We start from the raw sequence: 12089 nt of genomic DNA, 5'->3' as shown, positions 1-12089 counted from the left end.
ATTATTCTGACAATAAATGGCCCATTTTAGCCGCTTTGGTTGCCAGATAACGTTCGTTGTTAGGATTGCGGCCCACAATCAGGGGGACGCGCTCGACAATATTAATACCGGCTTCAGTCAGAATTTCTACCTTTTTGGGGTTGTTGGTCAGCAGACGGACAGCTTCAACGCCCAGTAATTTGAACATGTCGGCACATAAAGTGAAATCGCGTTCATCGGCAGCAAAACCTAACTGGTGATTCGCCTCGACGGTGTCATAGCCCTGGTCCTGCAACGCATAGGCACGAATTTTATTCAACAGACCAATATTACGGCCTTCCTGGCGGTGATACAGCAATATCCCTCGGCCTTCTTCGGCAATGTGAGCCAGGGCTGCTTCAAGTTGAAAACCGCAGTCGCAACGCAGACTGAACAATGCATCACCTGTCAGGCATTCAGAATGCACGCGGGCAAGTACAGGCTTATTACCACTGATATCACCGTAGACCAGCGCAACATGGTCCTGGCCCGTTGCCAGTTCTTCAAAACCCACCATCAGGAAATCGCCCCATGGGGTAGGCAGTTTGGCTTCTGCCACACGTTTAAGCTGCATGTGAATCTCCAGTTTACAGCACAAGTTATTTCGGCCAGATAGCTGGCCTTACTTTTATTATCCCGTATTTTGCCATAACCAGCGGCAATTCGCTTCATTGGCTTTTGTGCGGCTATTTTTACTCTGTTGTATTTGGATATGTTTACCCTTGCGTGCACAATTCAGGTATTCTGCCTGGGGCTTACAGAACAGTGGAGACGGGATGCCAGCGCAAGCCAGACGAATTTTGGCGGGTATGTTACTGCTTATATTGTTACCAGTGGCAGTTATGTTGAGTAACTGGCACTGGCAACCCAATAGCTATCCTGCCTGGTTGTTACCTTTATTCTGGCTCACTGAAACGGTGACACAACCCTTTGGGATCCTGACACATTGTATACTGTGCGGCTGGTTCTTATGGCACCTGCGGTGCCGGTTAAAACCGGCTATGTTGCTGCTGTTTCTGCTGGGCAGCGCTATACTGGCCGGGCAGGGGATAAAATCGGTCATTAAAGAGCGGGTGCAGGAACCCAGGCCTTATGTTGTCTGGCTTGAGCAACAACACCAGGTTTCTGTAGAACAATTTTATAACCTGCCCCGGCGCCAGCGAGCTGCACTGGTTGACCAACAATTAAGCAGCATGGCATTACCTCCGTGGTTACGTAATCACTGGGAAAAAGAAACGGGGTTTGCTTTCCCCTCCGGGCACACAATGTTTGCGGCAAGTTGGGCTCTACTGGCTATTGGGTTGCTTTGGCCTCGCGGGCATCGAACAAGCGTTATACTGATTACGGGATGGGCTGTGGGCGTTATGGCCAGCCGCCTGGCTCTGGGAATGCACTGGCCGCAGGATTTACTCATGGCAACGGGTATTTCTACGGCTATTGCATTGATTGCCTGTTGGCTGGCACAGCGGTGGTGTTCAGGGCTGGCTGTGCCCCCCGATCAGAGCGAGACTTGATTTGGCTACTTTCGTCACCATCTAAAGGAAATGCCTTATTTAGTATTTTCGTGAGCACAGGTAAATGATAATTTATAGTGCAGAATAAGGCATTCAGGCGGCATAACTTGCTGCGCTACTCCACATTACGGGAAGTCGTGTGAAATATATTCTTATCTTCTTAGTCGTGCTGGTTATCTTTGTTATCTCAATTACTCTGGGGGCGCAAAATGATCAGCAAGTCACTTTCAATTTCCTGATAGCTCAGGGCGAATACCGCATTTCAACGCTTATGGCTTCGTTGTTTGGCCTCGGATTTATCATCGGCTGGGTGATTTGCGGGCTGTTCTGGCTGAAGACACGGTTATCTTTAGGGCGTGCGCAACGCAGAATCAAACGACTTGAACAGCAAATTTCTCCGGCTTCAAATGAGGCAACTGTGTCGGACTCCCGGGGTTAATTTATGCTCGAATTGTTGTTCCTGCTCTTACCCGTGGCAGCTGCATATGGTTGGTATATGGGGCGTCGTAGCGCTCAGCAGGACAAGCAACAGGAAGCAAACCGGCTGTCTCGTGAATACGTTGCCGGGGTTAACTTCCTCCTGAGTAACCAACAGGATAAAGCGGTCGATTTGTTCCTCGAAATGCTTAAGGAAGACACAGGAACAGTCGAAGCCCACCTGACACTGGGAAACCTGTTTCGCTCGCGAGGCGAGGTTGACCGTGCTATTCGTATCCACCAGTCATTGATGGAAAGCGCTTCGCTGTCCTACGAGCAACGTCTGCTGGCTATTCAGCAACTGGGGCGTGATTATATGGCTGCCGGGCTGTACGACCGGGCCGAAAGTATGCTTCTCCAGCTTACAGATGAAACTGATTTTCGGGTTGGAGCCTTACAACAGTTATTACAAATTTACCAGTTAACCAGTGACTGGCAAAAAGCGATTGATACCGCAGAACGGCTGGTTAAACTGGGAAAAGATCGCCAACGCATGGAAATCGCCCATTTTTATTGTGAGTTGGCGCTGCAGGCATTGGGCAGTGATGATACCGATAAAGCACTCACTTTCCTGAAGAAGGGGGATGCGGCGGACAAAAACAGTGCCCGAATCTCCATTATGCTGGGGCGTATTTATATGAACCAGGGAGATTTCCGCAAAGCCATCGAACAGTTACTTCGTGTACCGGAACAAGATAAAGAACTGGTTCCTGAAATCCTGGATATGCTGCGAACCTGTTACCAGCAGGCTGGCCGGGAGGGAGAATGGGTGGCGTTTTTACGTCGCTGCGTTGAGGAAAACACAGGGGCCACCGCGGAGCTTATGCTGGCAGAGATCATTGCTGAGCATGAAGGGCATGAAGCTGCGCAAGTTTATATTACACATCAGCTACAACAGCATCCCACTATGCGTGTGTTTCACCAGCTTATGGACTACCACCTGAGTGATGCAGAAGAAGGGCGGGCGCGGGAAAGTCTGGTGGTACTGCGCGATATGGTGGGAGAGCAACTACGTAGTAAACCGCGTTATCGTTGCCAAAAGTGTGGTTTTACTGCGTATACACTGTACTGGCATTGCCCGTCATGCAGAGCATGGTCTTCAGTAAAACCAATTCGCGGGCTGGATGGGCAATAATTTTTTTGTCATTCATTAGTTACAACATACTTGTTGTCTATAAAGCAGACTTACCCCGGCATCGCATACAAGCTTTGCAGGTCAAAGCACCTGTCATTTTTAAATGATGGCAGGTAGAATGCTTGCCGTTTGTTTGCTTCCGCTACCAGAACAGGATCCGACTATGACGCTATCTGCTTCATCTTCTCCCCGATACACGACGAACTCACCGATTGTTGTCGCGCTTGATTATGACAAACGAGATGAGGCGCTTGCCTTTGTCGACCGTATTGATGCCAGTGACTGCCGGTTGAAAGTTGGGAAGGAAATGTTCACCCGCTTTGGGCCAGATTTTGTTCGTGAACTTCATCAGCGTGGTTTTGATGTTTTCCTCGACCTTAAATTCCATGATATCCCTAACACAACTGCCCGGGCTGTTGCTGCGGCAGCGGATTTAGGTGTGTGGATGGTCAATGTGCATGCCAGCGGTGGTGCACGAATGATGAGTGCGGCGAAAGAGGCTTTAGTGCCTTTTGGAGCAGATGCGCCACTATTGATTGCCGTTACTGTGCTTACCAGCATGGAAGCCTCTGACCTCGCAGATCTTGGTATTACTGTTTCGCCAGCACAATATGCCGAACGACTGGCTCAGTTAACCAACCGGTGCGGGCTTGATGGAGTGGTTTGTTCTGCACAAGAAGCGGCACGTTTTAAACAGGTCATTGGTAAGGAGTTTCGCCTTGTAACCCCGGGGATTCGCCCTGAAGGGAGTGATGCAGGCGACCAGCGTCGTATTATGACCCCGGTAGCAGCTCAGGCAGCGGGAGTAGACTATATGGTAATAGGCCGTCCCGTGACGCGTGCAGCCGACCCGGCACATGCGCTTAAATCAATACTCGCGTCATTACAGGGGTTATAAATGAGTAATAAAGACAGCCGTCTTGTTTATTCGACAGAAACCGGGCGTATTAAACAACCCCAAACTCCGGTATCGCGGCCGGCCGGGGATGGAATCGTCCGTATCCAGCGCCAGACCAGTGGAAGGAAAGGCAAAGGAGTCTGTGTTATTACCGGGATTGATGCTGATGACGTTACTATTGCCAAAATCGCAGCGGATCTTAAGAAAAAATGCGGTTGCGGCGGATCAGTCAAAGATGGCGTTATTGAAATTCAGGGTGATAAGCGTGACTTGCTGAAGAGCACACTCGAAGCTCAGGGGTTCAGGGTTAAACTCGCTGGCGGTTAATGTCACCGGGCTGGTTTTAAGGGGAATAGCTGGCTTTCCATGCCAGCTATGACTAAATTATGGTTTCTTTATTTCCCGACCTGGTGGCCGATAATGCCGCCGACCGCAGCCCCACCAAGAGTACCCAGTGTGCTGCCATCAGTAAGAATTGCCCCACCCAGAGCGCCGGCACCTGCACCAATTGCTGTATTACGGTCTCGATGGGACCAGTTTGAGCAGGCGGATAACGACATCGCAAGAGTTAAAGCTAACGCCGCTGCGGCAAATTTTTTGCTATATACTGACATAACATTCTCCAGAGTAATTACTTCATAACGGCGTCGACTGATTTCTGCCGCTATGAATCTACCAACCGCGAAGTGGTGCGTTACCAACATTGCGGTTTATTTCATTGTAAATTCCCCTGATGGTTTAAACAGGTAAATAGTCTTAATGGCTGCCAGGAATAATCCTGAATACCAGATAATCACCGCCTGGTCAGTGTTATTAAGTGAGATGGTTGCGCAATTTAGCTACCAAAGCAGGTAGTGACAGGATATGTCACTTTTGAAGTGTAATCCGATGCACAAGGCACCGGATATCAGTTAAATCTCCCATGGCGAAGGGGGAGTGCCTTGGTTGTCTGGTAACTGGCTAAATTTTGACTCCAGTTCTTGCTTAAGTATTTCCAGGTTATTGATGGCTGATACGTAATCACCAGCAACAAGAATATTCAGCACAGTATCAATTCGTGCGGCCAGTTCGCGGGGGTCAAATTCTGCCATGGAGCCTCCTTATGAATCACTTTTATACATCAGCATATCAGCATATCAGCATGAAGTTACCACGGTTGCTACAGGTAAATTGCCAGCACAATATCTTTTATAACCCTGGTTGCCTTAACCCATATACTACTTCACCGTGTTCCCCATAGCTGTATGTTGTTTATAGTGCCTTAATCCGCAGGGCGCGAGAAGCACAAATCTATAGTTATAAAGACGTTTTAGCGCTTATTTATGCGTTTTCAGTTATAGCCATCTTTCAAATAATCGCAGTTGAGACGAATCTGTCAGCTGGTGGTTGTTAATTGCACTGAGTTTCCCTCTGATAACCTCAGGTATTTTGAACAATATTGCTGTTTTCGCCGTCAGTCAGATGCGGAACTATTATCTGGCAATGAACATGTGTCCATTTTGCCGCAAACTCTCAGTTGCTGCCGAGAGAAAGCCTGAATCAGGCAATCCTTTGTTCAGCAAGGGGATCTAATGAGATTAGATCTGTTTTTATGACGAATTTGGCAGGATACGACTATGACATTGAACAACCAACCTGGCTGTGAACGCTTTACTGATACCGAGCGTTTTACGCAACTTGTCGGATATTACGAAGAGGAACGGAAAACTGTCTGGATGATGCTGAGTTCTCGGCCCCGCCCATGTTTTAATCACCAATTAATAGAGGAAATCATGAACTTGAGTTATCTGGTGAAAAAATTAGGTATGACAGTGGATTTCTGGGTTACCGGTTCTCTGGTACCCGATATGTTTAATACTGGCGGAGATCTTAACTTCTTTATTGATTGCATACGCAACGGTAAACGTGAGGCATTACGCGCCTACGCAAGGGCCTGTGTGGACTGTGTACATGCCGCTGCACGCGGTTTTGATACCGGAGCAATCAGTATGGCTATGGTTGAAGGTAGCGCACTTGGGGGCGGTTTTGAGGCCGCGTTAGCACACCACTTTGTGCTGGCACAACATGATGCCCGAATGGGATTCCCGGAAATCGCATTTAACCTTTTCCCCGGAATGGGCGCTTATTCCCTGGTTGCCCGCCGCTCAGGAATGAAACTCGCCGAGGAGCTTATATACAAAGGTGAGTCTCATACTGCGGAGTGGTATCAAAACCATGGTCTGGTTGACCAGTTATTTGAGCCAGGAAAAGGGTATATAGCAACCCGAACTTTAATTGATACCTTTCGCACTAAACTTAATGGCATCAGGGCGATGCTGCGGGCAAGATCCCGGGTGCTGACGTTACCACGCTCGGAACTGATGGATATTACGGAGGACTGGGTGGAGAGTGCCTTTGCACTTGAATCCAGAGATATTAGTTATATGGAAAGGCTGGTGATGTTACAGGATCGCCATGTTGCCACGGCGATCCGTAAAGCAGGTTAAAAACCTGTTCTTGCCTGATAACGTTTATACCATCGCTCGAAAGAGGCTGCGGGCATGGGTTTAGCAAACAAAAAGCCTTGCCGTTCGTTGACGCCGTTCTTAATAAGAAAGGCGTCTTCTTTTTTATTTTCCACACCTTCGGCAATGACTTGCAGGTTAAGCGCCTGAGCGACAGCAACAATCGCGCGGACTAACGACTGTGACACCGGATGTTTATAAACCTCTTTCACAAAACTTTGGTCAAGTTTGATTGCATCAATGGGAAAACGCGCCAGTTGCGATAAGGAAGAATACCCCGTTCCGAAATCATCCAGGTGTATTTGCGCACCCAACCGGCTGAATTGCTGAATCACGGAGAGCGCCAGGTCTTCATTTTCAATCAGACAACTCTCTGTAAGCTCAACATCAACCGGGCAATATTCAAAGTTGAGGTCGGTCAGTGCCTGTTTCAAATCACTGAATATGGTCTGGTCAGACAGTTGTCTGGCGGAAATATTTACTGCAACCCGCAAATTAATCCCTTTTTTGCGCCACTTTGCAACTTGCTGAATGACATCAAGCATGACCCAGCGCCCCAAAGGTACAATTAGCCCGGATTCTTCGGCATAACTGATAAAATCCGTTGGTGCTATCAACCCACGTTCCGGCGATTGCCAGCGAACTAATGCTTCAACACTTCTCACTTCGCCGCGCCAGGTTACTTTGGGCTGATAATGAATAACCAGTTGCTGATTATCAAGCGCTTTGCGTAAGTTGGTGTCCAGCCATAAATATTCAAAAACCCGCTGGTTCATTTCTGGAGAGAAAACACAAAATTTACCACGGCCATTTTCTTTGGCTGTATACATGGCGGTGTCTGCGTTACGAATAACACTTTCACGATCAGTGCCATGTTGGGGAGCGATGGCTATGCCCAGAGAGCAGCCAGTGTAGATCTCAATAAGCCCAATACGAAAGGCCTGTCGCAGGCGTGAAATAATCCGTGATGACATGGCTTCCAGGGCTACCTGAGTCGTGTCGGTTGCCAGAATAATGAATTCATCACCCCCCAGACGCGCCAGGGTTTGTTCTCCATCCAGACAGCCGAGAATAGCGAGGGAAACAGCCTGCAATAACTGGTCGCCAAACATATGCCCGTAGGCATCATTTACTTTCTTAAAATTATCCAGATCAAGATAGACGACGCCAACCTGGGTATCGCCGCGTTTATCAATGGCATCTGCAATCAGATCATTAATGGCGTTACGGTTAGGTAATCCAGTAATAGCATCGGTGTTAGCAAGAACGCGCAAGCGTTCCTGGGCACGGCGTTCTTCAGTAATATCTGTACCGGAGCAAATAAGGAATATTTCATTTTTACCGCTGCCATTATGTACAAATTTATTACGAAACAAAAAAAGACGCTGGCCTTTCAGCGTTTTTACCCAACGTTCGACTTCATAGGCATTACCATTGTGAAAAAAAGCACTGACATTGCGCCTTGAAGCTGCTGCTTCTGTCGGCGTCATGAAAAGTTTGAAAACGTTTTTACCCACAACCTCATGTTCTTTAAGGCCGGTGTACTCTTCACTCAAACGGTTAAAGCGCTGGATATTCCCGTGCTTGTCCAGCACAACAATAACGGAATTGGCTTCGGCTACAACCTGTTCAGCAAAAGATAAACCGCGGATTAAATCGCGGGTTGTAGACGGCGTATCGTTCCAGCAGGAGACAGAGCCTCCCCATTCCTGACGTGAAAGCTTACGGCCCACGAGGTGTAGCGTGACATCAGTACCGAACAAAGACACCATAATTGTCTGACTTGAGGTAATAACCGTCATTTCGCGGATACGGTCCGCCTGCTCCTGGGTAAGAGCAACCACTTGCGACGTTTCCGCGTGTTCTGCTGCGGATAACTGAAGCGCATTACTGTCAGCAGGTAAGCGCCAGAAAGGACTGTAGCTGCCTGAATAACGAAAAAGGAGGTTCTGCTCCAGATCGTCTTTCATGGTTTCTCCTGAACCCACAATGTTGCACATTAATAAGTGTGGTTAACTAATCAACCTTAATATAGTAGGGCGAAAATTACAAAACTGATTGTTTTTACAAGTGATGTGACCACCACCGAATGAACAAATTAGATACATCTCACAACACCCGCATGGATTTATCTTAAAAATAATCAGCACTCCCCATGCTATACATTAACGCATTTGAGTTAAGCGAGTTCTGTGGATAAACGATAAAAAAAGCCTCCAATTGGAGGCTTTGATTACGCGAAAAACCAGAAGTAATGTGCTGATTCTCTTGTTTATTCTTAACTATAAAAAGAGCAGGCAACCAAACCATTTCTCCCGGTACAGCCAGAGTGATAAGTACTCAACAGAGCTGTCACCCGGCGATACGTGCAATGATATTGCGTGTTTCCATACGGACTTCTGCAATGGTAACCCGAATAACATCAGTGACTTTGTAACAAGTTTCACCTTTGATCTGCACGGTTCCCAGTTCCTGGCTACAAACCAGTTCATCACGAACAGCATGAATAAACGGCGCAGGGATAAAGGCAACTGCGCCATTATCAACCAGGCGTACACGCATCCCCCCGCGCGAAACATCAATTATCTCAGCATTAAACTGAGTATCTGTACCTGCTTTGTCATTCAGAAACCGTGCATACAGCCAGTCACCAACATCACGTTCAGCCATACGGTTAAGACGACGACGCTCAGCCATTTGAATGGTTAATTCATCTGCAGGACGAGCAACCGTCTCACCTTTGATAATCGCTTTCAGCAAACGGTGGTTTACCATGTCACCATATTTACGAATTGGTGATGTCCAGGTTGCGTAGGCTTCAAAACCCAGCCCAAAGTGAGCCCCCGGTTCAGTGCTGATTTCAGCAAAAGACTGGAAACGACGGGTACGGCTGTCCAGGAAAGAGGAAGGCTGGCTGTCAAGCTCACGGCGCAGGGTACAGAAACCCGGCAGGGTAAGTAAAGCCTGAGCATCTGCTTCAATACCGTGGTTTTTGAGCAAGGCCGCGAGTTGTTCAACAGAAGACGGGTCAAAACCGGCATGAATGTTGTAAATGCCAAAGCCCAGTTTTTCTTTCAATACCTGTGCAGCACAAAGGTTGGCTGCAATCATGGACTCCTCAACAATGCGGTTGGCAATCCGACGCGGCTCAGCAACGATATCCAGCACTTCACCTTTTTCACCCAGAATGAAGCGGTAATCCGGGCGGTCTTTAAACACCAGAGCATGGGTTTCACGCCATTGACTGCGGCGCTGGCAAATTTGAGCCAGCAGACCAATTTGTTGTGCTACAGCTTCAGAGTCAGGCTGCCACTCGCCTTGTTTCTCAAGATAATCAGAAACATTGTCATAAGCCAGCTTAGCTTTAGATTCGATGGTCGCGGCAAAGAAATGGATGTTTGCAATGGCGCCATCAGCGAGAATATCCATGCGGCAAGCCAGTACCGGACGTGGCATATTCGGACGCAATGAACACAGGTCATCAGACAGTTCACGCGGCAGCATCGGAATGTTGAAGCCAGGCAGGTAGTTGGTAAAGGCGCGAACCTGCGCAATCTTATCCAGTTTGCTGTTTTCAGCAATCCAGGCTGTTGGATCTGCAATAGCAACGGTCAGTTGCAGTACATCACCTTCTGTAGCCTGAACAAACAACGCATCATCCATATCTTCCGTACTGGCGCTGTCAATGGTGACAAACTCCAGTTGGGTTAAATCTTCACGATTAAGGTGCTCATCCAGCTGTTCAGTGGCAACACCATCAGGTGCTTCACGCTCCAGATTATGGCGTGCAAGAGTCACCCACCAGGGAACGAAATGGTCATCGCCGAAAGTAATAAACTGAGTCAGCTCGGCATAAAAAGTGCGATCGCCTTTTAATGGGTGACGGCGCATTTCTGCGACAGCCCAGTCACCTTGCTGGAACTCATGATTTACCTGGCGGGCAGGGCGGCAAGGAATGGCATCACGCAGTAATGGATGGTCCGGAATAATAGACAGTTTATCGTCTTTTTTTTGTACCCGGCCTACAAAGCGAGACAGGAAAGGTTCAACCAGCTCTTCGGGTTCAGCCGATTCACGATCCTTGTCTGTGTGAATGACGGCGATAATGCGGTCGCCATGCATCACTTTCTTCATTTGTGGGGGGGGAATGAAATAGCTTTTCTGCGCGTCAACCTCAAGGAAACCAAATCCTTTTTCAGTTGCTTTGACCACGCCTTCTGCTCGCGGGGTTTGAGAATGAAGTTGCTGTTTTAGCTGCGCAAGCAGCGGGTTATCCTGAAACATAATATTGGTATCGGTAGCCTAAAGAGCGGCAGACAGTTTTACGCGAATACGCGTATGGCGGCAAGCGAAGTTTGCCTGTGTTCCCACTTGTCTGTGCAATTATTCCCCTTGACGCAACCTGATTACAAGCAGGTTGTCCGGTTAAATACGCTTTATCAGTTCTGTTTGCCCATTGAGTAAGGGAAAATTTCCTGAGACCCGGTACCGGCAATCTGTAACAGGCTGCTTATCTGGCATGCTTTAAACTGTTAAGGGTATAAAAAAAGAGCAGTGAATCACTGCTCTTTTCTGGTTTAACAGAAAACGCCTTGACGAATTATTTCAGTTCAAGCTCGTTCATTGCGGCAATGCTGAAGCCGCCATCCACATGGACCACTTCACCGGAGATCCCGGCAGAAAGGTCAGCGCACAGGAATGCAGCTGTATTACCGACGTCTTCGATAGTCACGGTACGGCGAATGGGTGTTACCGCTTCACAGTGAGCCAGCATTTTACGGAAATCTTTAATGCCGGAGGCTGCCAGGGTACGAATCGGGCCAGCCGAAATGGCGTTCACTCGCACGCCTTCCGGCCCCATCGCATTCGCCATATAACGAACATTGGCTTCCAGAGATGCTTTCGCCAGCCCCATTACGTTGTAGTTAGGGATAGCACGCTCAGCCCCCAGGTAAGACAGTGTCAGCAATGCTGCGCCAGGATTCAGCATTTGGCGGCAGGATTTAGCCATTGCGACAAAGCTGTAGGCACTGATGTCATGGGCAATTTTGAAACCTTCACGAGTGACGGCATTGACGTAATCACCATCTAACTGGTCGGCTGGAGCAAAACCAATAGAATGTACAAAACCATCGAACGTTGGCCAGCTTTTTGCCAGCTCAACAAACATACCGTCGATACTGGCGTCTTCAGCAACATCGCATTGCAGTACAATGCTGGAGCCAAAACTGGCGGCAAACTCTTCCACGCGGCTTTTCAGTTTGTCCGTCTGGTAAGTGAAAGCAAGCTCAGCACCTTCACGGTGCATAGCCTGAGCAATACCGTAGGCGATGGAGCGGTTGCTGGCGAGACCAGTGACCAGAATGCGCTTACCGGAAAGAAAACCCATAGTTTTAATCCTTATTGTCAGTACTTATTTGCTTTAAATTCAATTTATTAAAAGCAATTTTTTCAATTATTCGAAATCAGCCCGAAGTTATAGCGCACCAATCACAACATAACTATCTAACTATTTGGCGGGCACGCGGAGCAGGCCGCATAAC

The 12089-nt window shown here is 48.2% G+C and carries 12 protein-coding genes; 6 read left to right on the top strand and 6 right to left on the bottom strand.

Annotation, left to right across the window (positions count from 1 at the left end):
- Position 1 precedes the first annotated feature (1 nt).
- On the bottom strand, positions 2-592 hold the full coding sequence (ribA, locus tag A9B99_RS01280) for a GTP cyclohydrolase II (RefSeq protein ID WP_064593897.1): 591 nt from the start codon (positions 590-592) through the stop codon (positions 2-4).
- A 202-nt stretch (positions 593-794) separates the two neighbouring features.
- Between ribA and pgpB the strand changes: the two genes are divergently transcribed.
- From pgpB to yciH, 5 genes are all read left to right on the top strand, one after another.
- Complete coding sequence (pgpB, locus tag A9B99_RS01275; protein ID WP_064593896.1) at positions 795-1532, top strand: phosphatidylglycerophosphatase B; 738 nt, start codon at positions 795-797, stop codon at positions 1530-1532.
- Positions 1533-1671: 139 nt separating this feature from the next.
- The gene (locus A9B99_RS01270; RefSeq protein WP_064593894.1) at positions 1672-1971 is read left to right on the top strand and encodes a LapA family protein; all 300 of its coding nucleotides are present in this window, start codon (positions 1672-1674) and stop codon (positions 1969-1971) included.
- 3 nt (positions 1972-1974) lie between these two features.
- On the top strand, positions 1975-3144 hold the full coding sequence (gene lapB / locus A9B99_RS01265) for a lipopolysaccharide assembly protein LapB (protein ID WP_064593892.1): 1170 nt from the start codon (positions 1975-1977) through the stop codon (positions 3142-3144).
- 163 nt (positions 3145-3307) lie between these two features.
- The gene (pyrF, locus tag A9B99_RS01260; RefSeq protein WP_156518964.1) at positions 3308-4042 is read left to right on the top strand and encodes an orotidine-5'-phosphate decarboxylase; all 735 of its coding nucleotides are present in this window, start codon (positions 3308-3310) and stop codon (positions 4040-4042) included.
- The gene (gene yciH / locus A9B99_RS01255; RefSeq protein ID WP_064593888.1) at positions 4043-4369 is read left to right on the top strand and encodes a stress response translation initiation inhibitor YciH; all 327 of its coding nucleotides are present in this window, start codon (positions 4043-4045) and stop codon (positions 4367-4369) included.
- Between the two features lie 68 nt (positions 4370-4437).
- Here yciH and osmB read toward each other — a convergent pair whose 3' ends face one another.
- On the bottom strand, positions 4438-4656 hold the full coding sequence (osmB, locus tag A9B99_RS01250; RefSeq protein WP_064593887.1) for an osmotically-inducible lipoprotein OsmB: 219 nt from the start codon (positions 4654-4656) through the stop codon (positions 4438-4440).
- Positions 4657-4953: 297 nt separating this feature from the next.
- The gene (gene yciZ / locus A9B99_RS01245; RefSeq protein WP_064593885.1) at positions 4954-5133 is read right to left on the bottom strand and encodes a protein YciZ/DeoL; all 180 of its coding nucleotides are present in this window, start codon (positions 5131-5133) and stop codon (positions 4954-4956) included.
- Positions 5134-5658: 525 nt separating this feature from the next.
- Between yciZ and A9B99_RS01240 the strand changes: the two genes are divergently transcribed.
- The gene (locus tag A9B99_RS01240) at positions 5659-6528 is read left to right on the top strand and encodes a crotonase/enoyl-CoA hydratase family protein (protein ID WP_064593884.1); all 870 of its coding nucleotides are present in this window, start codon (positions 5659-5661) and stop codon (positions 6526-6528) included.
- On the opposite strand, the gene pdeR is transcribed toward A9B99_RS01240, so the two are convergent.
- From pdeR to fabI, 3 genes are all read right to left on the bottom strand, one after another.
- The gene (pdeR, locus tag A9B99_RS01235; protein ID WP_064593882.1) at positions 6525-8516 is read right to left on the bottom strand and encodes a cyclic di-GMP phosphodiesterase; all 1992 of its coding nucleotides are present in this window, start codon (positions 8514-8516) and stop codon (positions 6525-6527) included. The two genes, A9B99_RS01240 and pdeR, sit on opposite strands and share 4 nt — an antisense overlap.
- Before the next feature lie 382 nt (positions 8517-8898).
- The gene (locus A9B99_RS01230) at positions 8899-10830 is read right to left on the bottom strand and encodes an exoribonuclease II (RefSeq protein ID WP_064593880.1); all 1932 of its coding nucleotides are present in this window, start codon (positions 10828-10830) and stop codon (positions 8899-8901) included.
- Between the two features lie 316 nt (positions 10831-11146).
- Positions 11147-11935 (bottom strand): enoyl-ACP reductase FabI, encoded by a 789-nt coding sequence (fabI, locus tag A9B99_RS01225; protein ID WP_064593877.1) that lies wholly within the window; start codon positions 11933-11935, stop codon positions 11147-11149.
- Positions 11936-12089: the final 154 nt, after the last annotated feature.

Origin of the sequence: Mangrovibacter phragmitis (assembly GCF_001655675.1) — a bacterium.
GTDB lineage: Bacteria > Pseudomonadota > Gammaproteobacteria > Enterobacterales > Enterobacteriaceae > Mangrovibacter > Mangrovibacter phragmitis.
Note: the sequence above shows the minus strand (reverse complement) of the source record. Positions and strands in the feature narration are given on the sequence as shown.

Bases quoted from the DNA above. Each gene is read 5' to 3' on its own strand.
- ribA (WP_064593897.1), bottom strand. From the start codon at position 592: ATGCAGCTTAAACGTGTGGCAGAAGCCAAACTGCCTACCCCATGGGGC.
- pgpB (WP_064593896.1), top strand. From the start codon at position 795: ATGCCAGCGCAAGCCAGACGAATTTTGGCGGGTATGTTACTGCTTATA.
- lapB (WP_064593892.1), top strand. From the start codon at position 1,975: ATGCTCGAATTGTTGTTCCTGCTCTTACCCGTGGCAGCTGCATATGGT.
- pyrF (WP_156518964.1), top strand. From the start codon at position 3,308: ATGACGCTATCTGCTTCATCTTCTCCCCGATACACGACGAACTCACCG.
- yciH (WP_064593888.1), top strand. From the start codon at position 4,043: ATGAGTAATAAAGACAGCCGTCTTGTTTATTCGACAGAAACCGGGCGT.
- osmB (WP_064593887.1), bottom strand. From the start codon at position 4,656: ATGTCAGTATATAGCAAAAAATTTGCCGCAGCGGCGTTAGCTTTAACT.
- yciZ (WP_064593885.1), bottom strand. From the start codon at position 5,133: ATGGCAGAATTTGACCCCCGCGAACTGGCCGCACGAATTGATACTGTG.
- A9B99_RS01240 (WP_064593884.1), top strand. From the start codon at position 5,659: ATGACATTGAACAACCAACCTGGCTGTGAACGCTTTACTGATACCGAG.
- pdeR (WP_064593882.1), bottom strand. From the start codon at position 8,516: ATGAAAGACGATCTGGAGCAGAACCTCCTTTTTCGTTATTCAGGCAGC.
- A9B99_RS01230 (WP_064593880.1), bottom strand. From the start codon at position 10,830: ATGTTTCAGGATAACCCGCTGCTTGCGCAGCTAAAACAGCAACTTCAT.
- fabI (WP_064593877.1), bottom strand. From the start codon at position 11,935: ATGGGTTTTCTTTCCGGTAAGCGCATTCTGGTCACTGGTCTCGCCAGC.